Source organism: Caballeronia sp. ATUFL_F2_KS9A (genome assembly GCF_023630765.1).
GTDB classification, from domain to species: Bacteria; Pseudomonadota; Gammaproteobacteria; order Burkholderiales; family Burkholderiaceae; genus Caballeronia; species Caballeronia zhejiangensis.
The window spans coordinates 120,637-147,459 of record NZ_JALQEK010000056.1 but is presented as its reverse complement, the minus strand read 5'-3'; the positions used below and the strand labels follow the sequence as shown (position 1 = coordinate 147,459).

General features: G+C 63.1%; 20 protein-coding genes and 9 pseudogenes. 21 read left to right on the top strand and 8 right to left on the bottom strand.

What is annotated here, in order from left to right; genetic code table 11:
* Positions 1-86: 86 nt before the first annotated feature.
* Both NCS67_RS31715 and NCS67_RS32080 read right to left on the bottom strand, forming a co-directional pair.
* A complete protein-coding gene (locus NCS67_RS31715) occupies positions 87-983 on the bottom strand; it encodes a cupin-like domain-containing protein (RefSeq protein WP_250437923.1) in 897 nt (298 codons plus the stop codon).
* A gap of 24 nt (positions 984-1,007) precedes the next feature.
* Entirely contained in the window at positions 1,008-1,187 is a 180-nt protein-coding gene (locus NCS67_RS32080; RefSeq protein ID WP_008345490.1) for an MbtH family protein, read from the bottom strand.
* A 1,190-nt stretch (positions 1,188-2,377) separates the two neighbouring features.
* On the opposite strand from NCS67_RS32080, the gene NCS67_RS31705 reads away from it, so the two are divergent.
* From NCS67_RS31705 to NCS67_RS31675, 7 genes and pseudogenes are all read left to right on the top strand, one after another.
* Complete coding sequence (locus NCS67_RS31705; protein WP_008345492.1) at positions 2,378-3,412, top strand: substrate-binding domain-containing protein; 1,035 nt, start codon at positions 2,378-2,380, stop codon at positions 3,410-3,412.
* 33 nt (positions 3,413-3,445) lie between these two features.
* Positions 3,446-4,927 (top strand): sugar ABC transporter ATP-binding protein, encoded by a 1,482-nt coding sequence (locus NCS67_RS31700; RefSeq protein ID WP_250437922.1) that lies wholly within the window; start codon positions 3,446-3,448, stop codon positions 4,925-4,927.
* Complete coding sequence (locus tag NCS67_RS31695) at positions 4,924-5,874, top strand: ABC transporter permease (RefSeq protein ID WP_008345494.1); 951 nt, start codon at positions 4,924-4,926, stop codon at positions 5,872-5,874. The genes NCS67_RS31700 and NCS67_RS31695 overlap by 4 nt, the downstream gene beginning before the upstream one ends.
* Positions 5,871-6,857: an ABC transporter permease gene (locus tag NCS67_RS31690; protein ID WP_250437921.1), complete on the top strand. Its 987-nt coding sequence runs from the start codon at positions 5,871-5,873 to the stop codon at positions 6,855-6,857. Before NCS67_RS31695 ends, NCS67_RS31690 begins: the two co-directional genes overlap by 4 nt.
* A 27-nt stretch (positions 6,858-6,884) precedes the next feature.
* The gene (locus NCS67_RS31685) at positions 6,885-7,793 is read left to right on the top strand and encodes an SMP-30/gluconolactonase/LRE family protein (RefSeq protein ID WP_008345503.1); all 909 of its coding nucleotides are present in this window, start codon (positions 6,885-6,887) and stop codon (positions 7,791-7,793) included.
* Positions 7,794-7,817: 24 nt separating this feature from the next.
* Positions 7,818-8,837, top strand: a complete 1,020-nt coding sequence (locus tag NCS67_RS31680; RefSeq protein ID WP_008345505.1) for an ABC transporter substrate-binding protein — start codon at positions 7,818-7,820, stop codon at positions 8,835-8,837.
* A gap of 271 nt (positions 8,838-9,108) precedes the next feature.
* A pseudogene (locus NCS67_RS31675) lies at positions 9,109-9,258 on the top strand (SDR family NAD(P)-dependent oxidoreductase); the annotation flags it as partial.
* Positions 9,259-9,443: 185 nt separating this feature from the next.
* Here NCS67_RS31675 and hutG read toward each other — a convergent pair.
* Together hutG and NCS67_RS31665 are read right to left on the bottom strand one after the other, a co-directional pair.
* On the bottom strand, positions 9,444-10,262 hold the full coding sequence (gene hutG, locus NCS67_RS31670) for an N-formylglutamate deformylase (RefSeq protein WP_250437920.1): 819 nt from the start codon (positions 10,260-10,262) through the stop codon (positions 9,444-9,446).
* Between the two features lie 28 nt (positions 10,263-10,290).
* A pseudogene (locus tag NCS67_RS31665) lies at positions 10,291-10,563 on the bottom strand (formimidoylglutamate deiminase); the annotation flags it as partial.
* A 678-nt stretch (positions 10,564-11,241) separates the two neighbouring features.
* Here NCS67_RS31665 and NCS67_RS31660 point away from each other — a divergent pair.
* Both NCS67_RS31660 and NCS67_RS31655 read left to right on the top strand, forming a co-directional pair.
* Positions 11,242-12,075, top strand: a complete 834-nt coding sequence (locus tag NCS67_RS31660; protein WP_250437926.1) for an AraC family transcriptional regulator — start codon at positions 11,242-11,244, stop codon at positions 12,073-12,075.
* A gap of 76 nt (positions 12,076-12,151) precedes the next feature.
* Positions 12,152-12,577, top strand: coding sequence for a cupin domain-containing protein (locus NCS67_RS31655; RefSeq protein WP_175983202.1), 426 nt, complete (start codon positions 12,152-12,154; stop codon positions 12,575-12,577).
* Positions 12,578-12,807: 230 nt separating this feature from the next.
* Here NCS67_RS31655 and NCS67_RS31650 read toward each other — a convergent pair.
* Positions 12,808-13,770 (bottom strand): annotated as a pseudogene (locus NCS67_RS31650) (NAD-dependent epimerase/dehydratase family protein); the annotation flags it as partial.
* 93 nt (positions 13,771-13,863) lie between these two features.
* Between NCS67_RS31650 and NCS67_RS31645 the strand changes: the two are divergent.
* Together NCS67_RS31645 and NCS67_RS31640 are read left to right on the top strand one after the other, a co-directional pair.
* Positions 13,864-14,760, top strand: a complete 897-nt coding sequence (locus NCS67_RS31645; RefSeq protein WP_008345513.1) for a LysR family transcriptional regulator — start codon at positions 13,864-13,866, stop codon at positions 14,758-14,760.
* A gap of 395 nt (positions 14,761-15,155) precedes the next feature.
* Positions 15,156-16,115, top strand: a pseudogene (locus tag NCS67_RS31640) (MFS transporter); the annotation flags it as partial.
* A gap of 315 nt (positions 16,116-16,430) precedes the next feature.
* Here NCS67_RS31640 and NCS67_RS31635 read toward each other — a convergent pair.
* Positions 16,431-16,622 (bottom strand): annotated as a pseudogene (locus NCS67_RS31635) (RND transporter); the annotation flags it as partial.
* 353 nt (positions 16,623-16,975) lie between these two features.
* Between NCS67_RS31635 and NCS67_RS31630 the strand changes: the two are divergent.
* Both NCS67_RS31630 and NCS67_RS31625 read left to right on the top strand, forming a co-directional pair.
* Positions 16,976-18,085: a porin gene (locus NCS67_RS31630; protein ID WP_284504213.1), complete on the top strand. Its 1,110-nt coding sequence runs from the start codon at positions 16,976-16,978 to the stop codon at positions 18,083-18,085.
* Between the two features lie 105 nt (positions 18,086-18,190).
* A pseudogene (locus NCS67_RS31625) lies at positions 18,191-18,733 on the top strand (N-formylglutamate amidohydrolase); the annotation flags it as partial.
* Between the two features lie 219 nt (positions 18,734-18,952).
* Here NCS67_RS31625 and hpxZ read toward each other — a convergent pair.
* Positions 18,953-19,305, bottom strand: a pseudogene (hpxZ, locus tag NCS67_RS31620) (oxalurate catabolism protein HpxZ).
* A pseudogene (locus tag NCS67_RS31615) lies at positions 19,305-19,586 on the bottom strand (helix-turn-helix domain-containing protein); the annotation flags it as partial. The pseudogenes hpxZ and NCS67_RS31615, both read right to left, overlap by 1 nt.
* A 244-nt stretch (positions 19,587-19,830) precedes the next feature.
* Here NCS67_RS31615 and NCS67_RS31610 point away from each other — a divergent pair.
* The 8 genes and pseudogenes from NCS67_RS31610 to NCS67_RS31575 form a co-directional block, all read left to right on the top strand.
* Positions 19,831-20,718, top strand: a pseudogene (locus tag NCS67_RS31610) (2-oxoglutarate dehydrogenase E1 component); the annotation flags it as partial.
* Between the two features lie 471 nt (positions 20,719-21,189).
* Positions 21,190-22,044, top strand: a complete 855-nt coding sequence (locus NCS67_RS31605; RefSeq protein ID WP_008345520.1) for a transporter substrate-binding domain-containing protein — start codon at positions 21,190-21,192, stop codon at positions 22,042-22,044.
* A 7-nt stretch (positions 22,045-22,051) separates the two neighbouring features.
* Positions 22,052-22,714, top strand: a complete 663-nt coding sequence (locus tag NCS67_RS31600; RefSeq protein ID WP_250437917.1) for an amino acid ABC transporter permease — start codon at positions 22,052-22,054, stop codon at positions 22,712-22,714.
* 9 nt (positions 22,715-22,723) lie between these two features.
* Positions 22,724-23,377, top strand: coding sequence for an amino acid ABC transporter permease (locus NCS67_RS31595; protein WP_250437916.1), 654 nt, complete (start codon positions 22,724-22,726; stop codon positions 23,375-23,377).
* Positions 23,374-24,183: an amino acid ABC transporter ATP-binding protein gene (locus tag NCS67_RS31590; RefSeq protein WP_008345531.1), complete on the top strand. Its 810-nt coding sequence runs from the start codon at positions 23,374-23,376 to the stop codon at positions 24,181-24,183. Before NCS67_RS31595 ends, NCS67_RS31590 begins: the two co-directional genes overlap by 4 nt.
* Positions 24,180-25,415, top strand: a complete 1,236-nt coding sequence (locus NCS67_RS31585) for a M20 family metallo-hydrolase (protein WP_175982112.1) — start codon at positions 24,180-24,182, stop codon at positions 25,413-25,415. The genes NCS67_RS31590 and NCS67_RS31585 overlap by 4 nt, the downstream gene beginning before the upstream one ends.
* Positions 25,416-25,425: 10 nt before the next feature.
* Positions 25,426-26,124 (top strand): DUF1989 domain-containing protein, encoded by a 699-nt coding sequence (locus NCS67_RS31580; protein WP_008345533.1) that lies wholly within the window; start codon positions 25,426-25,428, stop codon positions 26,122-26,124.
* Positions 26,125-26,265: 141 nt separating this feature from the next.
* Positions 26,266-26,817 (top strand): cupin domain-containing protein, encoded by a 552-nt coding sequence (locus tag NCS67_RS31575; RefSeq protein ID WP_008345534.1) that lies wholly within the window; start codon positions 26,266-26,268, stop codon positions 26,815-26,817.
* Positions 26,818-26,823: the final 6 nt, after the last annotated feature.

Genomic DNA, 26,823 nt, shown 5'->3' with positions numbered 1-26,823 from the left:
CAGGTCCTTGCGTGTTCGTCAGACTGATGCGGCGGCGTAAAGCGACGCAAACGCGCCTCGATTGGCCGCGGGTATGAATGTGAAACTCAGGAAGTCACGAGCCTCGAAATCGAACCGAGGGCGACGAACGCTCTCATCCGGAACGCGAGCATGGCGCTTTGCTGCGCGCGGATGACGTCTTTCACCGCGGGATCGCTCAGTGAACCGAGGCGATTGAGCGGCGTTCTGAAACAATGAGCGAGTGTGATGCCGAAATCGTTATCGGCGGGATCGACGCCATGCCACCAGAACGGTGGGATATAGAGAACGTCGCCGGGCGCAAGCGTGGTTTCGAACTTCGTCAGTGCACCGTCCGCGGGAAAGAAGCGCGCGCCGTCATTCATGTGATGAAGATTGGACTTGATCGGCACGGCATACGCTTGCCAGTTTTCACTGGACAGCCTGAACATGGAAATGCGCTTGGTGCCGATGATCTGCGTGGTTAGCGTCTCGTCGGTCGTGTGGTAGTGCCATTCGGTCGAAGCATTCCGATAGATGAAGAGCCGGTCTTGTGCATATGCGCGCGGCGGTCGATCGTGCTCTCTTTCGAGAAACTCATAATGGCCGAGATCGGGTTTCCATTCCGACGGAATAGGGAGCGCGCGAATCGCATGCGTCTCGTCCGGCCCTGCGTCGCGCAGACGCGCAATGGCCTGATTGAGTTTCAGCTTTGGGAGATTTGCATACCAGAGACCGGTGGGCGAGGCGTTGAACGCGTCCGAGATGCCGACTTCGCTATCCGTCAATGCTTCGAGATAGCCGGGTGCGTTCCATTTCCGGAGAGCAGGCCAGTTGCGCACCGCTCCTCTGATGACAACAGGTTTCTGAGCGCAGACATGGTCGCTCCAGAATTGTCCGTGTCTGAGCGTTTCATTATCGATGGACGGAAGCTGAACGCTGCGTCCCGGAACGAGGTCGATCACTTTCACAATGCGCTTGGCCATTTCCCACTCCCAGATCGAGAATCATCAGGACCGTGCAGTCCAGTTCTGTTCGATGTAGTCCAGGCATTGCCTGCGTGAGCAATCTGGATACTCCACCGTCCAGCCGTCCGGAACCTCGAGATGAGCGGGCCAAAGCGAGCGCTGCTGCAATTCGTTGATCAGCACACGGAATGTGCCCTGATCGTCGTCGAATGGATTGTCCACGCTGTTGCTCCCTTCGTTCGTGCTTCGGATTGCAACGAAATATAGGCGCCGGGAGTTAGCATTGAATGAGGTGTCGCGAGAGCCATAGCGTGCGTCGAGCGTGGCGCGCACTCGATGCGACGAGCACCTTGCAAAAGACGTGAGGAATGCATCGCTATTTAATATCGGCTTCGGATTGGTAGCAAGGGAAATTGCGGGGGCCTTACCGAGTTCGATATGTCTCGCGTGACGAGTGCTTTGCGCGATGCCCACATCGCGCTCGGCGCAAGGCACGTCGAGTTGCTTGTGACGCGTGTGCTGCCCTTGGGGGACGAGGTACGCAGCTATGGAAGCGCTTCCCGATGGCCTCGATCGCAATAAAAGAAGCGTATCAAGGATTGGTTTTCTAATTCAAAGCGCCCGGCATTTGCATGCAGACCGGCACAGACTCGGTCTTAACTCGAAAGAGCGTGCGCTGTGCACCTCGCCCGAGTTTGTGAGTGCTTCAAACATGGACTGCGGTCCCGGTGAGCCGCGCACGCGCGTATCCCGGCGCATACGATAACTTTCCGCGATGCCGTGCGCTGGCGCCAGGCGCTGCGGTTCCGTCGCGCGGGCTCGACTGCACCCGCCGACGCCATCGAACGCGTGGCGCGTCATGCGAACTTCCATCTGCATCTGGCTGCGCCCTGGCACGAAGCCGTCGTCGATGACAACCGCGTGCGCGCGCGTGCGGAAGACGGCACGTTCGAATTCGATTTCGTGATCGCGGCACGGGCTACACGGTCGATCTGCATGCGCGGCCCGAACTCGCCGGCATCGCCCATCATGTGCTGCTTGGGCGCGACCGCTACACGCCCGCATCCGACGAACGCGACGATGCGCTCGAATATGTGGAGAAGCGGCCCGGCGAGGCATCGTTCCTCAAGAATATCCACGTCGTCAATGCCGCGGGATTGGTGAGCCGGGGCGAAGCCGCTGCGCCACGCTGTTACCGGTAACGCACGCAATTGCACGAATCGCGAAACTGTCGTTATACTGGCTCCGCGATCGAGTGGCCTGACCACCGCAATTGGCCTGACCGCAGGACGAATCAAGCAGACTGACTGGAAGCGTCGCATCGGCACCGCGCCCGATGCGCCCGGAAGGGGCGTGCTGTAGATGAAGTCGCGCAGCGCCTCTCCACAAGAAAAATGAAAGGAGACAACCCGATGTTCCGTGAAGGAGTGCAGGCAAGAGCCGCGCTCGCGCTCGCCGTCTGCATGCTCGCAGGCGCCGCGCACGCGCAGGTCGCAACGGGCGACACCACGCAGAAAAAAATCGCCCTGTCGAATAGCTTCGCGGGCAACGCGTGGCGGCAGTCGATGCTCAAGAGCTGGAACGCCGTCGCCCAGCAAGCGGTGGCGGACAAGAAGATCGCGGCCGCGCCCGCTTTCACGACCGCCGAGAATCAGGTGACGGAGCAGGCGCAGCAGGTTCAGAACCTGATCCTGCAAGGCTATAACGCGATCGTCATCGACGCCGTTTCGCCGACCGCGCTCAACGGCACCATCAAGAAGGCATGCGCTGCGGGCGTCGTCGTCGTCTCGTTCGACGGCGTCGTCGACGAGCCGTGCGCGTATCGCGTCAATTTCGACTTCAAGGGCTGGGCGGAGCAGGGCGTCGACTATCTGGCGACGAAGCTCAATGGCCACGGCAACATACTGGAAGTGCGCGGCGTGGCCGGCATCTCCGTCGACAACCTCATGCACGAAGGTGTGCTCGAAGGGCTCAAGAAGCATCCGGGGCTCAAGCTCGTCGGCTCGGTGAACGGCGACTGGACGCAATCGGTCGCGCAGAAGGCTGTGGCCGGCATTCTCCCGACGCTACCGCAAGTCGATGGCGTGGCGACCGAAGGCGAGATGTCGTTCGGCATCGCGCAGGCGTTCAAGGCCGCCAATCGTCCCGCGCCGCCGATGGTCATCGGCAGCACCTATCCCGAACTGCAATGGTGGAGCGAGCAGGCGAAGACCGGTTATCAGTCGCGCTCGCTGTCGAATCCGCCGGGCGCGGTCTCGTTCGCGTTCTGGGTGGCGCAGCAAGTGCTCGCGGGCAAGAAGATTCCGAAGGAAGTCACCATTAACGTGCCGCTGCTCGCCATCTCGCAGCAGGAGTTGCCGGCGAGGCTCGCCGCGACGCCGCCGGGTGGAATCGCCGACGTCACTTATACGCTGCCGCAGACCGTGGCCTTGCTCGACAAGAAATAAGCATTCGATGACGCCACGCATGGAGGCATGTGAATGGGCGCAACTATCAATACAGAGGACGAGCGCACGCTGATTCGCTTCGAAGGCGTCGGCAAGACCTTCGGCCGGGTGCGCGCGCTCGCGGACATCGACTTCGCGTTCATGCGCGGCGAATGCGTCGGCATCGCGGGACACAACGGCGCGGGCAAATCGACGCTCATGGCCGTGCTCGCGGGCGTGTATGCGCCGACGCAGGGCCGTATCGAAGTGGACGGCCAAAGCGCGCCGCACTACGACGCCAACGCCGCGCGCAAGGCCGGCGTGCGCTGCGTCTTTCAGGAACTCTCGCTGTGCGCGAACCTGACGGTCGCGGAAAACATGACGATCGTGCATCCGCAATTGCGCGGGCGCGGCTGGCGGCGCACGGCAACGGCGCTCATGCGCGACAAGCTCGAAGAGATTTTTCCGGGCAACGGACTGAAGGGCAACGAACTCGTGTCCGATCTGACGCTCACCCAACAGCAGATGGTCGAGATCGCGCGCGGGTTCACGGTGACGGACGCGCCCGTGCGTCTCGTGATCCTCGACGAGCCGACCTCGTCGCTCGATGCCCATACCGCCGACCAACTGCTTGCCTTCGTCCGGCGCGCGGCAGAGAGCGGCATCACCTGTCTGCTGATTACGCACATGCTCGGCGAGATAGAGCGCGTCGCGAATCGTGTGATGGTGATGCGCGACGGCGGCATCGTCGGCGTGCTGCCGGGCAACGAGGCGAACCGTGCGTCGATCATTCAGGCGATGGGCCAGCATCTGGAAGCGGAGAAAACGCCGGCCGCCGCACGCATACGCAACGCACAAAGCGATGACAAACCGTTCCGCTGGAACGTCGGCGGAAGGAAACATACGCTGATCGAGGCATCGCGCGGAGAGATCGTCGGCTTCGCCGGACTCGCGGGCCAAGGCCAGACCGAAGCGCTGCTCGCCATCTACGAGGCAGCGACGAGCCACGGCGCGGGCCGCATGAAAGCCGCATTCGTTGCGGGCGATCGCGGGCGCGACGGCGTGTTCCCGGTGTGGTCCATCGCGCAGAATCTCGATTTGCGGTGGCTTCTCGGCGGCGCGAAGCGCAAGCGCGGACTCGTCGATCGCGCGGCGGCGCGCGCGCTCGTGGAAGCGTGGCGCACGAAGATCGGCATACGCGGCGCGCCGATGGGCGCGGGCATCCTGTCGCTCTCGGGCGGCAACCAGCAGAAGGTGCTGTTTGCGCGCGCGCTGTCGTCGGACGCGCAGCTCATTCTGATGGACGATCCGACGCGCGGCGTCGATGTAGGCACCAAGCGCGACATCTACCGGCTCGTTCACGACGAAGCCGCGAAAGGCCGCACGTTCATCTGGTACACGACAGAAAACGAAGAGCTGTCGCATTGCGACCGCACGTATGTCTTTCGCTCGTCGGCGGTCACGCGCGTCTTGCATGCGGACGAATGCACGGAAGAAGCGCTGCTCGCTGCGAGCTTCGAGGAGCAGGCCGCATGACCCCCGCGCGCATCACGTTCCGGGACACGCAAGCGCGTCTGCGCGCGCTGCTTCCCGCCATCTCGCTCGTCGCGGTGCTCGTGCCGATTCTCGTCATGCAGCCCGCCGTGATGAGCTATTTCGGGTCGAGCCTGCTGCTCAATCTGGCCGTGCCGATCGTGCTCGCCACGCTTGCGCAACTCGCGATCATCACCGTCAACGATCTCGACTTGTCCATCGGTCCATTCGTGAGTCTCGTCGCGTGCATCGGCGCGACGCTGCTCGTCAAGGAGCCGTGGCTCGGCGCGCTCGCGCTCGTCGCCTGTGTGCTCGCGTATGCAGCCGTCGGCGCGCTGATCGAACTGCGACAAATTCCGTCGATCGTCGTGACGCTCGGGCTGTCGTTCGTGTGGAGCGGGCTCGCGATCGTGCTGCTGCCTTCGCCGGGCGGCGCGAGCCCCGGCTGGCTCGGCACGGCGATGAGCTATCAGACGCCGTTCATCGCCGCGCCGATCGTGTGGTCGGTGCTCATTGCCATCGCAGGGCACATTCTGCTGATGCGCACCTCGGCCGGCGTGCGCATACGCGGCGCGGGCGGCAATCCGCGCGCGATGCGGCGCTTCGGCTGGTCGCTCGTGCGCAGCAAGGCGACGCTTTACGGCATCGCGGGCGTGTTCGGCGTGCTGTCGGGTCTTTCGCTGCTCGGGCTCACGACCTCCGCCGACGCGAACCTTGCGCTGCGCTACACGCTGCTCTCGATTGCGGCGGTCATTCTCGGCGGTGGAGAATTCGTCGGCGGGCGCGTATCGGTCATCGGCGCGGTGCTCGGTGCCATCACGCTCACGCTCGCGGCGTCGTTCCTCGCCTTTCTCAACATCTCGGCGGATTGGCAAGTCGGCATGCAGGGCGCGATCCTGATCGTCGTGCTGTCCTTGCGCGTGCTGCTGCAACGCGGGGAACGGCAATGAAATCGCAGACTTCCGGTGAAGCGCTCGCCAACAACGATACCGCGTGGGAACGGCTGAAGGGCGTTCAAGCGCCCTGGGCGTGGTCTTTCGTCGGCACGGTGCTCGTGTGGTTCGGTATCGTCGGCATCTTCGGCTTCGGCATCGCGAGCAATGTCGCGCAGACGGCCCTCACCTACGGCGTGTTCATGGTGCTGGTCGGTCTCGGGCAGATGCTCGTCATCACGTCGGGTGTCGGCAACATCGACCTCTCGGTGCCGTCGACGATCGCGCTCGCGGGCGTCGTCGGCATGCACGCGATGGGCGGCTCCAACGGCCACATTGCGCTCGGCGTCGCGGCGGCGCTCGGCGTGGGCGTCGCGGTCGGGATCGCGAACTACATGCTGATCCGACTGCTGCGCATTCCGCCGATCATCGCGACGCTGTCGTCGAGCTTCATCATCCAGTCGATCGCCATTACGCAAGGGCGCCAGCTTCCGCCGCCGCCGCCCGCGCTGGGCGCATTCGCCACGAGCCGGCTCTTCAACGTGCCGTATATCGCGCTGGTTGCGCTCGCCTTGTCGGTCGCGCTCGCGGTGCTGCTTCATCGCGCCGTGTATGGCCGCAGGCTTTCGGCGATCGGACAGAACGCGCGCGCCGCGTGGCTCGCGGGCGTGAACGTGCATCGCACGCGCTGCCTTGCCTACGTGCTTTCGTCGATGATCGCGGCGCTCACGGCGCTGCTGCTCGCGGCGACATCAGGCGGCGCGTCGCTCGATATGGGCGTCGAGTACATGCTGATCTCGATCGCCGTGGTCGTGATCGGCGGCACGCTGGTCACGGGCGGCAAGGCGACGATCGTCGGCGTATGGGGCGCCTCGATGTTCCTGTTTCTCACTAACGCCGCGCTCAACGCGGTCGGCGCCGACGCCGGCGTGCGCTCCATCGTGTACGGCGTGCTCATCATCGCGGTGACGGTCGCCGCCGGCGGAAAACCGGCGCGCTGACACGCAAACCACAAAGGACGAGGAGACATGAAACCCAGCGATTTCGAAGTGCATGATCCGCGTTTCAGGCTGCTGCTGCAGCCGAACGCGTTCCTTTCCAAAGTGACGGACGAATGCCTCTGGGCGGAAGGACCGGTCTATTTTCCGGCCACGGACCTGTTCGTCTGGAGCGACATCCCGAACAACCGCATGCTGCGCTGGGCGCCGGGAATGGGCGTCGGCGTGTTTCGCGCGCCGTCGAACTACAGCAACGGCAACACGCGCGACCGCGAAGGGCGGCTCGTGAGTTGCGAGCATGGCGCGCGGCGCGTGACGCGCACGGAGCACGACGGCAGCGTGACCGTGCTTGCATCGCATTTCGAAGGCAAGCGGCTGAACTCGCCGAACGATGTCGTCGTTGATTCGAAGGGCGACATCTGGTTCACGGATCCCGACTACGGAATCTTGAGCGACTACGAAGGCTATCGCGCAGAGAGCGAGATCGGCCGATGCAACGTGTATCGCCTATCGCCCGACGGCGCGCGTGTGCATCTCGTCTGCGACGACTTCGCGAAGCCGAACGGCCTCGCGTTTTCTCCGGACGAATCGCAGATCTACATCGCGGATTCGGCCGCTTCCCACGACGAAGAAGCGCCGCGTCATATCCGCGTGTTCGATGTATCGGGCGATGGCGTATTGCGTAACGGACGCGTGTTCATCGAGATGCAGAGCGGCGTGCCGGACGGCATGCGGGTCGACGAGCACGGCAATGTCTGGACCAGCGCGGAGGACGGCGTGCACTGCTACGCACCCGACGGCACGCTGCTCGGCAAGATCCTCATTCCCGAGGTCGTCGCGAACCTGACGTTCGGCGGCATCCATCGAAATCGCCTGTTCATTACGGCGACGTCATCGATCTATTCGCTGCATGTCGGCGTGCGTGGCGCGGGACGGTAAAAACATCAATAACAGGAGACGAGCATGAGAATCACAACACTGGCCGTGGCGCTGTGCCTGGTCGCGGCATCGGCGGGCGCGTCGGCGCAGGTCGCGACGGGCGATACGTCGTCGATGAAGATCGCGCTGTCGAACAACTACGCGGGCAATAGCTGGCGCCAGCAGATGCTCAAGAGCTGGGCCAACGTCGCCGATCCGGCCGTGAAGCAGAAGGTCGTCGCGGCGGCGCCCAGCTTCACGACAGCCGAAAGCCAGGCGACAGAGCAGGTTCAGCAGATCCAGAATCTAATCTTGCAAGGCTTCAAGGCCATCGCCGTCGATGCCGTTTCGCCCACGGCGCTCAACGGCGTCATCAAGCAGGCGTGCGGCGCGGGCGTGACGGTCGTATCGTTCGATGGCATCGCAACCGAGCCGTGCGCGTATCGCATTGCCGTGGATTTTCAGGGCATGGGCCGCATGCAGGTCGATTACTTGGCGAAGCGGCTGAACGGCAAGGGCAACTTGCTCGAAATTCGCGGACTCGCGGGCGTCTCCGTGGACGACGAGATTCATCAGGGAATCGTCGACGAACTCAAGAAGTATCCGGGGATGAAGATCGTCGGTTCGGTGCACGGGGACTGGACGCAGACCGTCGCGCAGAAGCAGGTCGCGGGCATCCTGCCGACTTTGCCGAAGGTCGACGGCGTGCTCACGCAAGGGGGCGACGGCTTCGGCACCGCGCAGGCGCTCAAGGCCGCGGGGCGGCCGACGCCGATCATCATTCTCGGCAACCGGCAGGAAGAACTCGCCTGGTGGGCCGAACAGAAGAAGAGCGGTTACGAGACGATGTCGGTGACGATTCCGCCGGGCGCGTCCTCGTTCGCCTTCTGGGTGACGCAGCAGCTTCTCGCCGGCAAGAAGATGCCGCACGACATCCGTATGCCGGTTCTGGAAGTGAAGCCGGAGGAACTCGACGCGGTGCTGGCCAAAACGCCGGTTGGTGCATTGGCGAACAAGGAGTACACGCGCGACGAGGTCGTCGCCGTCGTGGATGGGAAGAAGTAGGCACGTATCATCGGAAATGGAAACACGACGAATGATTCTCTCAAGGGGCTAAAGGTTGCGATCTTGGTCGCGGGAAGGATTTGAGCAAGTGGAAATGGCGAGCCCCGCAAGGCGCTCGATGAAGCCGGCGCCAAGACGCGCAACGCCTCGCCCAAGAATGAGCACGTGCGCGCTTGGACATTCACGAACTGGGGAGACGAGTTCCCGGTCGACGTCGTTCTCGATACGTCGGCGCGCACCGTTCGCTCATCGACGACGCATGGAGCCCTTCGAAGCGTTCGACGGTCTCGTGAACTGCGCGGGCATTGCATCGCTCGAATCGCCGCTGGAACTCGACGCGGACGCATTCGACCGCGTGATGGCCGTCAATGCGCGGGGCGCCGCGATGGTCGCCCGCGCCGTCGCGCTCGAGATGATCGAGCGGGATATCGCTGCCTGTCGATGGCGGGTACACGGCGCGTTGATGCGGTTGGCTCGTCGCCCGCCAGCCTGATCGCCTGCTCGGAGCGCTGATGAAGCTCGGCAAGCGTGTATTGGCCAGAGCGTCTCTGGTCGTGGTGTTCAGAAGGTATTGCCGAGACGTCCTGCGGCAAGGACGTCTCGCGCTCATTTCGCCCGCGAGGCGTTCGCAGTCAGCTTGACGATTGCGTCGAGCGCGCCATTCACCATGCCGCGTACCACCGGCTCCACTTTCCTCGCGACCTCGGGCAGATAGTGGAACGGTGCGTTTTCGCTCATATAGGTGGACTGGCACATCTCCAGTTGCACCGCATGCACGCCGTCCTGCGGCGCGCCGGCGTGCCGCGTGATAAAGCCGCCCTTGAAGCGGCCGTTCGCAATCCATGTGAACGGACTCGCCGCGGCGACGCGCTGTATAGCTTCCTGCACGGAGGGCGCGGCGGTGCGGCCATCCTGCGTACCGATGTTGAAGTCCGGAAGCTTGCCTTCGAAAACGCGCGGCAGCACGCTCGCGATCGAGTGCGCTTCCCACAGCAGCACATTGCGATGCTGGCTGCGCAGGCGCGTCAGCTCTTCCTGAAGAGCGTCGTGATACGGCTGCCAGTAAGTCGCCACCCCGCGATCGCGCTCGGCCGCGTCGGGCGCGCAGCCTTCGCGATACAGCGGCGCGCCGCGAAACGTTTCCGTCGGGCACAGGGACGTGGTGGTCTGCCCGGGATACAGGCTCTCGTCGTTCGATGGCCGGTTCAGGTCGATCACGTAGCGCGACACGCGCGCGCCGAGGATCGTCGCGCCGAGTGCGCGGGCGAAGCCGTAGAGGCGGTCGAGGTGCCAGTCAGTATCCGCGACCGTCAGCGCGATATCCGTGTACCGGTCGCGCAGGGCGTCGGGAATGTGCGTGCCGAGATGAGGAATGGAGATTATCAGCGGCGCATCGCCGACTTCGAGTGAGAAGAGATCGTTCATGGTGCCTGCAATGGAATTACGGTTGCGTTCAGGCGTCGGCGAGAAGCTGCGCCAGCGCCCGGCGATAGTCCGCGTAATGCCTGGCTTCGTCGCGATGACGGCGCTCGTGGATCACGCGCTTGCCGCCGACGAAGACATCGCGCACGGGCGTTTCGCCGTGTTCGCAAAAGACGGCGGACGAAAGCCACGTCGCGCTGGTCTGTTCGGCGAGAGCGGGATGGTCGGAATCGAGCACGATCCAGTCCGCCCGCCCGCCCTGTTCGAGGGCGCCGACGGTGCGGCCAGCCGCGCGCGCGCCGCCTGGACAAAAATGCGATTCCCATTGCGCGGGAATGACGAATCGAGGGTTTGCACTATCGCTTACCTAAGGCTATGTTCAGGCGCGGCAGTACCGCAATGCGAAGGTCGCAGTCGGTACCCTGGCGGGGCAGCGCCAATGTCGCTTCGACCGGACGCCGCTAGGCGCTGTTAGCTCTCTCCTGAGTTTGGAGCTGTCAGCTTGAGACACTCGCGGGGTTAGTCGACTGGTCGGACGAAGCAGCGATGGTCGTTCGAACACATTGCCTCGTTTGACGCGTCGTTCGATCAGGCTGCGGCCGACATGACATCGCGTTCAGTCATCTTTAGATTTCGGACCTGCAGTCGAATGATCGGTGTATTTCGTTACCCGACGCCAAAACCCTGTCCAGGTAACGGCGGTTCTGGGTCGGTTTGCGCCCGTCACCTCCTCAAACCCGTCGCTGGAAAGCAGTCAGTGGTTGCAACTGCCCACAAGCTCCCGGCCGGCAGCGGATCTTCACAACACCGAACGGCCGTCCACGTTCCTCAAGCCGACGTTTAGGGCCGCGGAAGTCCCACTGCGTAGGGATGCGCTAGGCGCATGTAGCGCGTCGTCGCACGTGCGACAATTCGGTTTTCGCCTGCGCGCGCACCGCCTTGAGATCTGCACCGCATCAGCACAGGGCGGCCATCCGGGGCCATATATCATGAATCTACGAGCAGCGGTCTTACCCCCGACTGGGTAAGGCGCGCCGAGCCGATAGAAGGCGTCGAGCGCATCGAAGCGTGGTTTCACGGCAGCGCATACTCCATGCACCGCCACGACACCTACGCGATCGGCCGCACGCTCGCTGGCGTTCAGAGTTTCAACTATCGGCGCAGCCAGCGGAACAGCCTGCCGGGCAACACGCTCGTACTGCATCCCGATGAGGCTCACGATGGCCAGGCGGGCACCGATGAGGGGTTCCAATACCGGATGGTCTACGTGGAACCCGCTCTCTTTCAGGAAGTGCTCGGCGGACAAGCGCTGCCGTTCCTCGAAGGTGGCGTGACTACCGATCGGCGCCTCGAGGTTGCGACCGTAGCGTTGCTGCAGCATGTCAGCTATACGCTCGAGCCGCTTGAACAGAGTGATGCACTTGCCGAGTTGGCGAATGCCTTGGCCGCCGTCACTGGTACGCCTGCAAGAACAGCCAAAGGGGACTTCCTCGCGGCGCGGCGTGCACGCGACTATCTGCACGCAAATTGCTCGCGCGTTGTCGCGCTCGACGAACTCGAAGCGGTGACGGGTCGCGATCGCTGGAGCTTGTCGCACGATTTTCGCAGGTTCTACGGCACGAGCCCGTATCGATATCTGACGATGCGGCGCCTCGATGCAGTGCGCCACATGCTGCTCGCTGGCACCTCGCTCGCTTGCGCTGCTGCAGCCGCGGGTTTTGCCGATCAGAGTCATATGACGCGACACTTTTCGAAGACATTTGGGCTGACGCCAGGGCGCTGGTTACAAGTCGCGGGCGGCGTTCCGCGCGGCTAAAAGCACCACGATCGTTCAATACGACCGGAAGGAGCATGCGTATCCTCAACGCATCAACCTTTGAACGGAGAGAACGATGTCCCAATCCTCGAACCATTCCACCGCTCCGGTCACGCGCGGCCAGTGCGACACCATCGATCTGATCGGCAAGATCGCGCAGATTAACGATCACTGGCAACCGCGCGTTGTCGCTGAAATGAACGACTATCAATTCAAGGTCGTCAAGGTCGAAGGCGAGTTCGAGTGGCACCGACATGCCGATACCGACGAAGCGTTCATCGTCCTCGATGGCGAACTGCGTATCGATTTTCGGGCAGGGCCTTCAGGCGATGGTTCGATCGTATTACGTGCCGGACAGTTGGGAGTCGTTCCGAAGGGAGTCGAGCACAAGCCCTGTGCAAACGCAGAAGTCAAGCTGCTGCTTATCGAGCCGCGAGGTGTCGTGAACACAGGCGACGGCGCGGCAAGCGAGCGTACTGTCGCGAACGACCAGTGGATTTGAGCCGGCCACCGGGGTATGACCGGTGAGACGTGGCGGGCGGAGACGGGCGATTCTCCGAGGGCGCGATTGCGTCGATTCCAGTTCAACGTCCGCTCTCGTGTGGGGCCAGGTAGTTCCACCGGCGATTCGCTTGAGGACACAAGGCATGTGCCGGTCGAAACAGCCCGGCGCCTGCCACTCGGCCATGGCTGGTGAACCGGCGACAATCGCGAGGAAACACAGAGCGCATCAGGCGCGAGACATCCGAGGCCGATTAGCGTCTTTTCGACGGCCACGTCCAGCGGCGTATGCGGCTCGTGCCCGAGCGTCTGCACGAGCCGCGCGTTATTCAGATGCACGGACGTCGTCCATAGATAGCGCATTTCCTGAAGCTCCCTGAATGTTACGTTGAACGGCGCGGCAAGCGCGAGCAGCCACCACGGAAAGCCGACGACAGCGGGCGCCCGCCCGGTGCGCCGCGCGACCACGCGACGGATCGCGTCGGCAAAGCCGGTGCCGTCCTCGTCCCAATGACCGCTCATGTGAAAGCGCGCGAACGCATCGAGCGAATGGCGGTGCGCAAGCAGTTCAACCATCGTGCGAGCGACATCGGGTAGATACGCCCATTGATGCCCGATGCCACGCGCACCCGGATTGCTGACCTTCGCCACCGGCTTTCCTGGCTTCACGAGTCCTTGCGCGAGCCAGTTATTGCCCGCTCTTGGCCCGAAGAAATCGCCCGCGCGCACGATCAGCACTCGCGCGCCTTCCTTGCTCGCGCGTTGCAGACGCGCTTCCATTTCCACGCGAATCGCGCCTTTGCGCGTGACGGGATGCTGTGGCGCGTCTTCGTCGATGAATGGAAACGCGTCCGGCCCGAAGTTGTAGACCGTGCCCGGCAACACGATGGTAGCGCCCTGCGCCTTCGCCGCCGCGATGGTGTTGTCGATCATCGGCAGCACCAGTTCGGCCCAGCGCTTATAGCCTGGCGGATTTACCGCGTGCACGATCACGGATACGCCCTGTGCCGCGCGCATCACGTCGGCCGCGTTCATCGCGTCGCCGTGAATCCATTCGATGCCGTCGCCCTTCGATGCCCCCGCGCCACGCCGCAGCCCGTGCACGCGCCAGCCCCCATCGCGCAATTGCCGCGCAACTTCCCCGCCGATGCCGCCCGTCGCCCCAAGTACCAGAACCGTTTCGCCTTGCGCCATGTCACGCCTCCCAGGTTGTCGATGACGCCATTCTCCGCCCTTCGCGGACACATTAAAATTGGCGAACCTCGTTGATCCGATATTCAAAAACGTATGGCAGACGACATCGGCTGGGAGCTTTACCGAACGTTCCTCGCAGTGCTGCGCGAGGGCTCGCTGTCGGGTGCAGCGCGCGCGCTCGGCATCACGCAGCCGACGGCGGGGCGGCACGTTGAAGCGCTCGAACGGGCGCTGAAGGTAAGTCTATTTACGCGCTCGCAGAACGGGCTTCAGCCGACCGACGTTGCGCTTGCATTACAGTCGCACGCCGAAGCGATGCAGAGTACGGCGGCATCGCTCAAGCGCGCGGCGAGCGGCCACACGGGCGACGACGGCGCGGGCGTGCAGGGCGTCGTGCGCGTATCCGCGAGCGAAGTGGTCGGGGTCGAAGTGCTGCCGCCGGTCATCGCCGCGCTGCGCGAGCGGCATCCGCGATTGATCGTCGAACTCGTGCTGTCGAACCGCGTGCAGGACTTGCTGAGGCGCGAAGTGGATATTGCCGTGCGCATGGTGCGCCCGCGCCAGACGCAACTCGTCGCGCGGCGAGTCGGCGTGATCGAGGTCGGACTTCATGCGCGGCGCGATTATCTCGACCGTCACGGCACGCCGCGCAGCATGGCGGCGCTCGCAGAACACGCGGTCATCGGCTACGACCAGCCAAACGCGTTCATTCGCGATGTGAGCCGCACGTTGCCGGGTTTTCGTCACGCGTTGTTTTCGATGCGCGCCGATAGCGATCTCGCGCAACTCGCACTGATCCGCGCGGGTGCGGGAATCGGCGGATGTCATGTCGCGATTGCGCGCCGTGATGGTCTCGTACGCGTGCTGTCGAAAGCGTTCGCGCTCCGGCTCGAAACGTGGGTGACGATGCACGAAGATCTGCGCGCGAGCCCGCGCTGCCGCGCTACCTTCGATGCCCTTGCTGACGCGCTCGAACAGTACGCGCGATAACGCCGCGACTGGGCGACACGCGCATCCGCAAGCCTCACTGTGAGCGTCGGCGCGAGGCATCGACACGGCGCAGTCCGCACCCGTCTTCCGAAACACTTCCAGCGGAGCTTCGACGAGCGGCGCAACCAGTTCGCATGGGCACGACGGATTTGTTCGATCCCGTATCGATGATTCTCCGCGAGACGCGACAGCGCATGTTATAGCGCGTGCTACCAGCGGAGGAAGAGGCATTCGACCGTTCTGGGCGAGGTCAATCCAGAAACTTGACGCGGGCAGCGAGGTGAGAGCCGCGCGTTCTGATTGCCGAGCGAACCGAACAGCCATGTGCACGCCGATGAACTCAAGCGCGTCAACGAAGGGGTGTTGAATACGTACGGAATCTCGGCACCATGCGTGCTGCCGAGGCGGGTTTCTTTCCGGGGGTCCTACTGTACCTCTCGTACTGGATTCCGGCGTCGTACCGCGCTCGCATCGTTGCTATATTCATGGTGGCGATCCCGCTTGGTAACTTCGTCGGTTCACCACTGTCCGCACTGCTTCTGCAGATGGATGGAATCGCAGGGATGCGCGGATGGCACTGGCTTTTTATCCTTGAAGGCCTGCCGACTGTGCTTCTTGGTCTGATGTGCCTGTTCTTCTTGACTAACAAGCCGGAGCAAGCGAGATGGCTCAAGGAGGAAGAGCGCACGTGGCTCGCCAATGAACTTGCGACAGAGACGAAGGCGCCAAAAAAAGTCTTGGATATGCCGCTGACGAAGCTCTTCCGAAACCGCTACGTCCTTTGCCTTGCTCTTGTCGATACCTGTGCGTCGGCTGCGGGTAGCACCCTGAACGTGTGGCAGCCACAATTGCTCAAGTCGTACGGCCTGACCGTTATGCAGACAGGCCTCATTAACTCCGTACCCTACGCGTTGGCGTGCGTGTTGATGGTCTATTGGGGCCGACGCTCTGACCGAGTAAAGGAACGTCGCTGGCACACAGTCATTCCGATGCTTCTTATCGGTATGGGCCTATTCGCCACGTCGCTTAGCGGCGCCTTGCTCCCGACGATCTGCCTGCTCTGTGCCGTTTTGGTCGGTGCTTATGCGTTCAAAGGGCCTTTCTGGGCGCTCGCTGGCGACATGCTCTCCGGCAGCGCGGCGGCGGCGGGCCTCGCAACGATTAACGCCATCGCAAATCTGCTTGGTGGCGGCCTCATGGTGAACGTCTACGGCTGGGTTAAGGAGGCAACGGGCAGTTACTCCCTCGCGCTCATGCCGCTTGCCATCCTTACGCTCGTCAGTGTCGCAACGTTGCTGCTCTTGACGCGCAAAGGGCGATCCGGGTACATGGTCGGCAAGACGGAGGCAGCCTGAGCATGAAAATCTCGCGCGGCGCGGCTTTCTGGAGCTCGCCTGCGCTTCGAGGCGAATCTGGATTTACCTCGGTATGTTGCTTCTCGGATTGATCGCGATCGCCTTCATTCCCTCAATATCAACGGTCTTTCTTTGAGGCGCCGTCGAAAGCCGAGGTTGCTTAGTCAGAGGCCGCTGGCGCGCATCAGGGTGTACGCGAATGCAGGCGTCGATCCGATGACCATGCCTCGATTCCACGTACAGCAGGAATTTGCTAATTCCTGTCTGTACGGAGGTTTGAAGGTCGGAGAAGCTAGTGCCAAAACGACAACGGTGTCATTGCGCTGCGGCCGCCGTGTCGCGCAGCGCCGTGCGATCCCAGCCGCCTCCGAGCGCCTTGAGCAGTCGAACGCTAGCATTCAGTCGGCGCGCTTCGATCGTCTCGCCGTTGCGCTGGTTCTCGAGCGCAATGGTCTGCGCGCTGGCGACATTGAGATAGTCAACCGAGCCGGCCTGATAGCGGTTCGTCCCCTTGAGCACGAAAGGGTGGATGGAACGCTCTTATCTGCGTAGCTGTGTCGACCATCGAGGTCCGACGTGCGCGCTAAGGTCTTAGCGACGTTCGGGACTGAAAGCGAGCTTGCTTGGCGAAACAAGTAGCATCGCCGATGGCGACCTCGACCGGCTGAAGTATGGCTGCTCGCGGCTGCCCGTTGGATCGCTAGCTGCGCGGGACGCAGCAAACGGACTTCGATTGAGATCATCTTCTAGTTCTTGACCGTTGCGGTTACTGGATCTGTGCCGAGTTCTCGCGATGGTGCTATGTTCGCGTGCATCGGTTCCGCGCATCCGAGCGGACCCCCAACGGAGTCGAACCGAACATGAAAGGTTGTGTACGGAAAGCGGTGGTCGGTTTCACCTTTGTCGCGTCGGGCGCCATGGCGCAATCCAGCGTCACGATGTATGGACGCCTCGACGGGGGCATCGAATATCTGAATCACATCGCGAACGGTACCGGCGGCACATCCGCGCGATGGAGCGCCGAGGGCGGCGACTGGGGCACCAGCATGTGGGGCCTCAAAGGCAACGAAGATCTAGGCGGCGGCCTGACGTCGGTGTTCAATCTCGAAACTGCGATCCAGATCATGAACGGCACCACGGGGGGCGGACGTCTCTGGTCGCGCCGCGCCTATGTCGGACTGAGCTCGAAGACATTCGGGCAGTTGCAGGCGGGCCGCAATCTGTTCATTGACAGCGACGGCGTCTGGGAATTCGATCCCTTCGTGCAACAGGCGGTGTCATCGGCATCACTCGTGCGCGGACGCAACTGGCAGCAGACGAGCAACAACGTCGAATATCACAGCCCCGTGTTTCATGGGTTCGACGTGCAAGGACAGTACTCGCTGGGCGGTCAGGCGGGCGCGTTCAACTCCGGCGCGGCGGGCGAGTTCGGCCGCTCGGACGGCATCATGCTGACTTACCACTCGCCGCTTTTCGACGTGCGCGGCATCTATGACGAACTGCGCAGCCAGAATGGCCAGATGAACAACGTATTTCAGGCGTCGCGCGAACTCTTCGTGGGCGCGAACCTGAAGGTGGATCGATGGAAAGTGCAGGCCGCCTACACGCACTATTCCGCGCCCGACACGCCCGCGGGCCTCTCCAGCACCGCCGATCACTATTGGCTCGGCGCGACCTATCAGGCGACGCCCGCTTGGGCCGTCACGGCGGCGGGCTTTTATGTCCGCGTGGGCGAGGGCGGCGGCGACGCATCGCATGACCCGGCGAGCCACGCGATGCTCTATGTGCTCGGCACGACCTATAACTTCACCAAGCGCACATTTCTGTACAGCACGGTCGCTTACGTGCGCAACAGCGCGAACGGTACGTTCTCCGTCTTCGCCACGCCGCGCGACGCCGATCCGGGCACGAGTCCGCTCGCGGGGCAATCCCAGACGGGCGCGTACATCGGCATGATGCATATTTTCTGACGCGCCGACGTTTCTTTTCGGCCGAAGTAGTCATGTGCCTTGCGCTTGGTGCATTACGCGAGCGTGACCGCGCAATCGAGGCGTGGCTGCGGGATGAGGTTTTGCCAGACGACGACCGGCCTGTGCCCCGATCTGACGTTTCGCGGCGAGCAGGTGAATCGCGAAGGCTGCGCTCCCGATGCCGCCGAAAAGCAGCGTCGCGTGACAGCGTACTGGCAGCCGTATCACGATGCGATCCCCGCCGAGCTTGTGCGTCTGCGCGACATGCACGGGAACGTGCTGCTGTGGGAAGGGCGCTCGATCGCGAGCGTGCTGCCGCGTCTTTTCGACGGCAAGCTGCCAGACCTGTACATCGGCACGCAGGATGGGAGGACGGCGGCGGAATCGGTGACGAGGGCGGTGACGGATGCGGCCGCGCAAAGCGATTACACGTGGATCGCGAACGGGCGCTTCAAGGGCGGCTTTATCACGCGCCATTACGGCGCGCCGCAGGACGGGATTCACGCGGTCCAACTGGAAATGTGTCAGTCCGCGTATATGGATGAAGCGCCGCCGTTCGTGTATCTGCCGGAGAAAGCCGACGCTATCCAGCCGACGCTGCGCGCGATGGTCGGCGGCGCGCTCGATGCGGTCGTGGCGTTGGATTGACGTCGGCGAGCCGGTCATCGGCCACAGCATCGACGTGACTTGCCGGGCGTCGACCCTCTTTCCGATCGTCGCTGGACTTTGCGCAGCAAGTGACGTGCTTCCGATGCAGATCGAATATTCATCGGGTTGCGTCGCGCGAACGGAATTGACCTCGCAATGACGCATTTCACGGTGATGCGCAACGGCCGCTGCTGGTCAGGCAGTCGGCCAGGCGCGCCGCTACGCGCCCATCGAGCTTACATGCGCGCTGGCGACGCGCCATCCCTCGGGCATCTTCACGCACGTTTGAGTCTGCCGGCCGATGCGCGGATCGCCATCGCGCCGGAACTCGATGTTCGCGACGGGAAGGCATCGCCGCATGTGGTCACGACGCGCGCGGTCACCGTGCGCGCCAGTGTCTTGCCCGGTCGTGCAGCCCGGAACGCGCGGATCGCCTTGTAACCGTAGAGGTTTTCCGTGGCGCCGTAGCGCAGCGTATGCGGCGTATCGAAAAACAGCGCGTCGAGCATCGCGACGTCGTTCGTGACGAGTGCGGTCTCGTACGCGTCGAAGGCCGCTTCGACCTCGGCCAGCTCGGCCCGAAGTCCTCGTAGCGTTCGCGGATCAACGCCAGCGCGCGCTGTGCCACGCCGTTGGGCAATTGATGGTTGCTCGGGCGTCCGCGTTTGCCTGACACCAGACCGGCCACGCCGGCCGCGTGGTAACGCCACACCAGGCGTTCGACTTGCCGTACGCTCAAGTTCAGCCGTTCGGCCGCACGTTCGGGTTTGAGTCGCGCGTCGGCGACCGCCTGAATCGCCTTGAGTCGGTCCAGTTCACGCATCGACATCGTGATGATCCCAATCGTGTTCATCGCCCGCGCTCCTGAAACGCTTGTGTGGCGACGAACCTACGCCAAAACGCGACATCTCTACTTAGCAGAAACACGACATTTGAACTTGGGACCTACAAATAAAACTCTGATAATGTTGATTATGTAAAGCCAAGGATGGAAATTAGCCGCGCTTCCTGTTTGAAATTGTTGCTCACAGGGAAGCTCTATGGCGATTTGGGCGCGCGCTTCGGCCGCGTCTTCGTGCTTGACGTGCACTCACCACCGTCATGTGCCGCTCAGTGGCATCGCCGCAAGGCAGGGACGGTTCGACATCGTGAACTCGCCGCTGACCGAAGAGGCCGTGCTTGGATTCGAGTATGGCTACAGTGTTCAAACGAAGACCACGATGACTGTCTGGGAAGCGCAGTACGGTGACTTCGTCAACGGCGCGCAGGTTTTCATCGATCAGTACATCGCGGCCGGCGAGTTCAAGTGGGGTTATGAGTCGGCGCTCGCCGTATTGCTGCCGCATGGCCATGAGGGCGTCGGTCCGGAGCATTCGAGCGGCTATCTCGGCCGCTTCCTGCAGCTTTGCGCGGACGAAAACATGCGGATTGTCGTACCTTCGACCTCGGCGCAATGGTTCCATCTGCTTCGCCAGCAGGCGACGACCGAGCGTCGGACGCCGCTCATCGTCATGTCTCCGAAGTCGAAGCTTTACGGCAACGTCGCGTCGCACTCGACGCTGCGCGAGATGATCGATGGCGCATTTCAATGCGTACTGGGCGACGAACGCATCGCAGATGCAAGTGCGGTTGAACGCGTCGTCCTATGCAGCGGAAAGTTCTACTACGAATTGCGCGATGCTCGCGACGGGTCCGGCGACGAATCGACGGCGATCATCCGCATCGAGCAGCTCTATCCGTTCCCGCATGACCCACTCCGGCGCGTGCTCGCCCGGTTCACCAGCTTGCGCAGCATCGTTTGGGCGCAGGAGGAAGACCGTAATCAGGGCGCATGGCGATTCGTTCGCGACGAACTGGAGACCGTGCTTCCCGCCGATTGCGCCTTACGCGATGTCTGCCGCACCGCGACACCAGCCGGCGCGCATTCTTCCGTCGCGGCGCATCGTCGGGAACAAGCACAGCTGGGCGCGACCGCACTGGCGGCGGCCGAGCTTCAGGCCGAGTGCCAATTTTGCAGCAGGACGATGGGCGTCGATCGCGCGGAACGTACGATCGTACGCCGGGTACCCGAGTTCGCAATCTCCAGACTGACGAAACGTTGCGAGCTTGCTAGTCGAACCCTTGCGCGCGACGCATCGAGGATCCATCTCCATGTCCCCGCTGCTGGTTAAGCCGCGGCCGCCGGACGCCCTGTCGCTCGTGTGACGTCTTGCGTCCCTATTGCGGACCCCACTGACTCTCGCAATCACTCCCTTCATACTTCAAACCGGTGCATCGCCGTGCGCGGCGGTGCATTCGCCCGCTTCTACACCCCCCTTTCAGTGCATGTCGTAAGACGAAGCCCCGCAGGTCCGGGCGCTTCGCGTTGGCACACTTCATGCCTAATGAATTACATTCAAGTTGCTTGAATGAAATTCCGATTGCCTTCAACATAGCCCATTCGCAAGGGGAGTGTCATGAACAAACGTCTTCGCCATTTGCTGGCCGCACTGACGGGCGCGCTCGCGCTCAACGCCGCCGCGCCGTCGCTTGCGCACGCGGAAGATCTGCTCGCCCGCATCAAATCGAACAAGGAAATCACGATCGCGACGGAAGCGCGTTACGCGCCCTTCGAATACGTCGATAACGGCAAGATCGTCGGCTATGACGCCGATCTGATGGCCTACGTCCTCAAGTCTCTGCCCGATGTGAAGGTCAAGCAGCTCGACCTGCCCTTCCAGGGTCTGCTGCCCGGTCTCGATGCAAAGCGCTTCGACGTCGTCGTGACGGCCGTGACCGTCAACAAGGACCGCGCCGATCATTTCGCCTTCACTGTTCCCGTCGCCGACGCGACCACCGGCGTACTCACCCGGTCCGCCGATACCTCCATCAAAGCGCCGAACGATCTGAACGGCAAGGTGGTCGGCTCGCAGACCGGCTCTGCACAATTGCAGGCGCTGATGGCGCTCGACAAGAAGCTGAAGGAAGCAGGCGGTCCCGGCATCAAGCAGATCAAGCAATACGTCGCGTTCGACGAAGCCTATGCCGACCTCGCCGTCGGCCGGCTCGATGCCGTCGCGCAGTCCGTCGCCAATCTCGGGCCATTGCTGAAGTCGCGTCCGGGCGTTTTCGCGGTGCTGCCGCAGACCATCGGTCCGAAGAGCTACTTCGCCTGGGTCGCACGCAAGGACGCCGACAGCGCTGCCCTCCTCAAGCTCTTCAGCGATGGCATCGCGAGAGCGAACAGCGACGGCACCATGAAGAAGCTTCAGGAGAAATGGTTCGGCTCGACGATGGACGTTCCGGCCACGCTTCCCGCACCGTCTATCTGACATCGCGATGAACGGTCCCGATCTGCTTACGCGCTGCATCGGCTACTTGCCGCAACTGCTCGACGGCGCGCTGACGACACTCGTGCTGTCGGCGGTTGCCGTCGGCTGCGGCTTCTTCGTCGGCGTGTTCGTCTACACGATGTCGGTCAGCGACAGCCGGCTGATGCGCGGCACGGCGCGCGTGTACGTGAGCCTGCTGCGCGGCACGCCCGTACTCGCGCAACTGCTGGTGTTCTACTACGTGCCGTCCGCGCTCGGGCTGGAGTTACCGGGGCTCGCTGCCGCCGCGATCGGGCTGTCGCTCAACACGGGCGCGTATCAGTCGCAGATTCTGGGTGCGGGTTTTCGCTCCATCGCGCCGGGGCAGATCGAGGCGGCATCGACCTTCAATCTCACGCGGCGTCAGACCTTGTGGCATATCGAAGTGCCGCAAGTCGTGCGCGCGACGCTGCCCGCGCTCGTCTCCGAAATGATCGATATCGTCAAGGCATCGGCGGTGGTGTCGGTGATATCCGTAACGGATCTGATGCGCGTCGGACAGCAGCTTTCGTCATCGACGTATCGGCCGCTCGAAGTGTACGCGCTGGCGGCGATGTTCTATCTGGCAATCACGTCGCTGCTCGCGGGCGCGGGTCATGTGTACGCGCTGCGTGTGGCACGGCGTCCGTGAGGCATCGGCATGAACAACTTCATCGCACTCGTTCCGCGCTTCATCGAAGCGATGGGCATCACGCTCGAAGTGAGCGTGCTGACGGCGTTCATCGGCATCGTCGCGGGCTTCGCGATCAATGCGATGCGGCTCGCGTTCGGCCGTCCGTTCGCGCTCGTCTATGGCGCGTTCGTATGGCTGGTGCGCGGCACGCCTTATCTGTCGCAACTCGTGATCGTGTACTTCGGGCTGCCGGTTTTAGGCGTGACGTTGTCAGCCGTGCAGGCCACGATCCTTTCGCTCGCGTTCTATTCGAGCGCTTATTTCGCGGAGCTTTTTCGCGCGGCATGGGCGAGCGTTCCGCGCGGTCAGCTCGAAGCCGCCGCCGCTTTCGGCGTGAGCCGGCGAGACGCGTTCCGCTCCATCGAACTGCCGCAGGCGCTCGCGTTCGCGGCGCCGCTGATCGCGAACCAGACGATTCTCGTCATCAAGGAGAGTGCGGTCGCGTCGATCATCACGGTGCCCGAATTGACGATGACGGCCAGCGATATCGTCGCATCGAGCTACACGTATATCGGTCCGTATGCGCTGCTGATCGCATGTTACTGGCTGCTGACGCAAGCCGTGTCGCTGATCGCGCAGGCCGCGACTTCCCGCATTCCGTTTCTGAAGAAGACATCATGAGCGACCTTCCGATACTCAAGCTGCGCGCCGTCGGCAAGTCGTACGGCGAGAACCGCGTGCTCAAGGGCATCGACCTCGATGTGATGCGCGGCGAGATCGTCACGCTGATCGGGCCGTCCGGTTCGGGCAAGACCACCGCGCTGCGCTGCATGAATTTTCTCGAAGCCTATGACGAAGGCGAAGTGTGGATCAAAGGCCAGTTGCTGGGCTATCGATCGACAGGACGCACGGCGAAGGATCGTGACAGCGAAGCCAGCATCGCCGACGTGCGCCGTCCTATTTCGATGGTCTTCCAGCAATTCAATCTCTGGCCGCACATGAACGCGTTGGACAACGTCGCGACGCCGCTCGTGCTCGCCAAGAAGATGAGCAGGCGCGACGCGCGCACGAAAGCGTTGGCCGCGCTCACGCGTGTCGGTCTCGAGCACAAGGCGGACGCGTATCCCGCGCGGCTGAGCGGCGGGCAGCAGCAGCGCGTGGGCATCGCGCGGGCGCTGGCCATCGAACCCGAAGTGATTCTGCTCGACGAACCCACATCCGCGCTCGATCCCGAGCTCGTCGAGGAAGTACTCAACGTGATCCGTTCGCTCGCGCAGGAAGGCATGACGATGGTGATGGTCACGCACGAGATGAGCTTCGCCGCAAAGATCTCCGACAAGGTCGTGTTCATGGAAGCCGGGAAAATCGTCGAAGCCGGACCGCCCGCGCAACTGTTCGGCAATACGCGCACACCGCGCTTGCAGCAGTTCCTTAAACCGTGGCTGGAACGCAGCCTCGATTTCGTGAGCGAAGGAGTGACATCGTGAGCGCAAGACAAGTGGCGGATGCCGTGAACGCGGCGCGCCTGCTCGAATCGATCGAAGCCCTCGCTGCATTCGGCGCGCGCGATGACGGCGGCGTGGACCGCCCCGCGCTCGGCGAACGCGATATCGAAGCGCGGCGCTTTCTGATCGACCGCGCGCGTGCGCTCGGCTGCAGCGTGCATGTGGATGCGTGCGCGAATCTGTTTTTCCGCCGCGAGGGCGACGCAGCACTTGCGCCGGTGATGACCGGCAGCCACATCGACACGCAACCTGCCGGCGGCAAGCTCGACGGATGTTACGGCGTGCTTGCGGGCTTCGAAGTGCTCGCCGCGTTGAACGATGCGAACGTGCCCACGCGCCGCCCGCTCGAAGTCGCGATCTGGACCAACGAGGAAGGCACGCGCTTCTCGCCGGGCGCGATGGGATCGAGCGCCTTCGTGGAGCCGTCGCGGATGGCGCGTTATGCGCACGTGCAGGACGCCGAAGGCACAACCCTGAGCGCGGCGCTGCAACGCCACGTCAGCGCGTTCCCCGAACTGCCGCCGCGCGCGCAGCAAGACGCCGCGCATGCCTTCGTCGAACTGCATATCGAACAAGGTCCGCAACTCGAAAAGGCCGAGGTGCCGCTCGCTGTCGTCAGCGGCATTCAGGGCGTGCGCTGGTACGCGTTCCATGTGCAGGGCATCGCCGCCCACGCGGGCACCACGCCGATGCCACTGCGCCGCGACGCGATGACGCTCGCCATCGCGCTGCATCGGGAACTCGATGCCATCGCCCATGAACTCGGCCGCGCCGATACGCGCGTCACGTTCGGCCGCTGGAACATCGCGCCGAATTCGATCAACACGATTCCGTCGGCGGTGAGTTTCACCGTCGACTTCCGCCATCCGGACGCGCGCGTGCTCGGCGCGTTCGATGAACACGCGCAGGCCATCGCGCAATCTCATGGCGCGCGCATCGAAGCGCTGTTCGCCCATGCGCCCGTCGCGTTCAATCCGTCCGTGTTGTCGCGCATCGACGAAGCCTGCCGCGCGCTCGATACCCGCGCGCTGCATCTGACCTCGGGCGCATTCCACGACGCCATGTATCTCGCGAAACATTGCCCGAGCGGAATGATCTTTGTGCCCAGCATAGACGGCATCAGCCACAACCCCGCCGAAGCGACGGACGCCGGACATCTCGTGCTCGGCGCACGCGCGCTCGCTCATTGCCTCACCACACTCTGCAACGACTGAAGGAGCCCACATGAACGCATCCGCAACGACTCTTGCAAGCACCGAAGACAACGGCCAGGAAACCGGCGTCAACGCCACGCTCAACGAACCCATCTCGCCGGACGGCACGCCTGAAATCGGCATGACGTATACGGTGCCCGCGCGCTGCGGCCGCGCGGTGCGCGTGAAGGCCGGGCAGACCATCCGCATCGCCAATCCGCACGGCACGCAAGTGTGCGATACGTGGATCTTCAACGCGCAGCATCTGAACGAGTTTCTGTCGTTCGAACATACGCGCGCGTTCATCGACAAGATCATTCCGCAGCCGGGCGATCCGCTCGTGACCAACCAGCGCCGCCCGATTGCCGAACTCGTCACGGATACGTCGCCGGGCGTGCACGATACGCTCATCGCCGCGTGCGATCTGTACCGCTATCGCAATCTCGGCGTCGAGCACTATCACGACAACTGCGCGGACAACCTGCGGCTTGCGCTGAAGGCTATTGGCTTGCGCACGAAGGAAGTGCCCCAGCCGTTCAATCTTTGGATGAACATTCCCGTCAAGCCGGATTATTCGATTGACTGGCTGCCGCCCGTGTCGAAGTCCGGCGATTACGTGGATATCAGGGCCGCGATGGACTGCGTCGTGGTCATGTCGGCGTGCCCGCAGGATATCATTCCGATCAACGCGCTCAACCCGCTCGAAGTCGAGTTCACGGTGCTCGCATGAGCGCGCCCTTCTTCTTTTCGATGGTGTTCATTCGTGGCCAGCAAACGACCTTCCTCAACTGCAGCGCGTACTTCACCTAAAGCCAACGCCGCGCCGGCGTCCGCCGCCGATGGCCTCGGCACGCGTCTGCGTCATGCGCGCATGGTGCGACAGATGACGCTCAAGGTGCTCGCGGGAGCGGCGGGTTGCTCGGAAAGTCTTCTGTCGAAGGTCGAAGGCGGCCACGCGACGCCTTCGCTCGCCATGCTGCACAAGCTCGCCATTGCGCTCGACACCAACATCGCGGCACTGCTGTCCGCGCCGACCCTCACGGCTTCGCCCGTTCAGCGTGCGAGCGAGCGGCCCTCGGTGCGCTTTCCGGGCGCGCGGGCCGCTCCGGCGGCCGGCAAACGCAGACGTGCCGAGGGCTCCATCATGCTCGAACGCCTTGTCGTGCCGAGTCCGGGCCAGTTGCTTCAGGGCGACATCCACGTACTGGAGCCGCTTGCCCGCAGCGACGAGCAGATTCATCACGTCGGCGAAGAGTTGGGTTATGTGCTCGAAGGCGAACTGGAACTCACGCTCGGCGATCAGAGCTATTCGCTCAAGGCGGGCGATTCGTTCTATTTTCCGAGCACCGAGCCGCACAGCTATCGCAATCCGGGCGATGCGGTGACGCGCATACTCTGGGTCAACACGCCGCCCACGTTCTGATCAGCG

Excerpts from the sequence above, each read along its gene's own strand:
- NCS67_RS31715 (WP_250437923.1), bottom strand. The coding sequence starts at position 983 with ATGGCCAAGCGCATTGTGAAAGTGATCGACCTCGTTCCGGGACGCAGC.
- NCS67_RS31705 (WP_008345492.1), top strand. The coding sequence starts at position 2,378 with ATGTTCCGTGAAGGAGTGCAGGCAAGAGCCGCGCTCGCGCTCGCCGTC.
- NCS67_RS31700 (WP_250437922.1), top strand. The coding sequence starts at position 3,446 with ATGGGCGCAACTATCAATACAGAGGACGAGCGCACGCTGATTCGCTTC.
- NCS67_RS31695 (WP_008345494.1), top strand. The coding sequence starts at position 4,924 with ATGACCCCCGCGCGCATCACGTTCCGGGACACGCAAGCGCGTCTGCGC.
- NCS67_RS31690 (WP_250437921.1), top strand. The coding sequence starts at position 5,871 with ATGAAATCGCAGACTTCCGGTGAAGCGCTCGCCAACAACGATACCGCG.
- NCS67_RS31685 (WP_008345503.1), top strand. The coding sequence starts at position 6,885 with ATGAAACCCAGCGATTTCGAAGTGCATGATCCGCGTTTCAGGCTGCTG.
- NCS67_RS31680 (WP_008345505.1), top strand. The coding sequence starts at position 7,818 with ATGAGAATCACAACACTGGCCGTGGCGCTGTGCCTGGTCGCGGCATCG.
- hutG (WP_250437920.1), bottom strand. The coding sequence starts at position 10,262 with ATGAACGATCTCTTCTCACTCGAAGTCGGCGATGCGCCGCTGATAATC.
- NCS67_RS31655 (WP_175983202.1), top strand. The coding sequence starts at position 12,152 with ATGTCCCAATCCTCGAACCATTCCACCGCTCCGGTCACGCGCGGCCAG.
- NCS67_RS31645 (WP_008345513.1), top strand. The coding sequence starts at position 13,864 with ATGGCAGACGACATCGGCTGGGAGCTTTACCGAACGTTCCTCGCAGTG.
- NCS67_RS31630 (WP_284504213.1), top strand. The coding sequence starts at position 16,976 with ATGAAAGGTTGTGTACGGAAAGCGGTGGTCGGTTTCACCTTTGTCGCG.
- NCS67_RS31605 (WP_008345520.1), top strand. The coding sequence starts at position 21,190 with ATGAACAAACGTCTTCGCCATTTGCTGGCCGCACTGACGGGCGCGCTC.
- NCS67_RS31600 (WP_250437917.1), top strand. The coding sequence starts at position 22,052 with ATGAACGGTCCCGATCTGCTTACGCGCTGCATCGGCTACTTGCCGCAA.
- NCS67_RS31595 (WP_250437916.1), top strand. The coding sequence starts at position 22,724 with ATGAACAACTTCATCGCACTCGTTCCGCGCTTCATCGAAGCGATGGGC.
- NCS67_RS31590 (WP_008345531.1), top strand. The coding sequence starts at position 23,374 with ATGAGCGACCTTCCGATACTCAAGCTGCGCGCCGTCGGCAAGTCGTAC.
- NCS67_RS31580 (WP_008345533.1), top strand. The coding sequence starts at position 25,426 with ATGAACGCATCCGCAACGACTCTTGCAAGCACCGAAGACAACGGCCAG.
- NCS67_RS31575 (WP_008345534.1), top strand. The coding sequence starts at position 26,266 with ATGGTGCGACAGATGACGCTCAAGGTGCTCGCGGGAGCGGCGGGTTGC.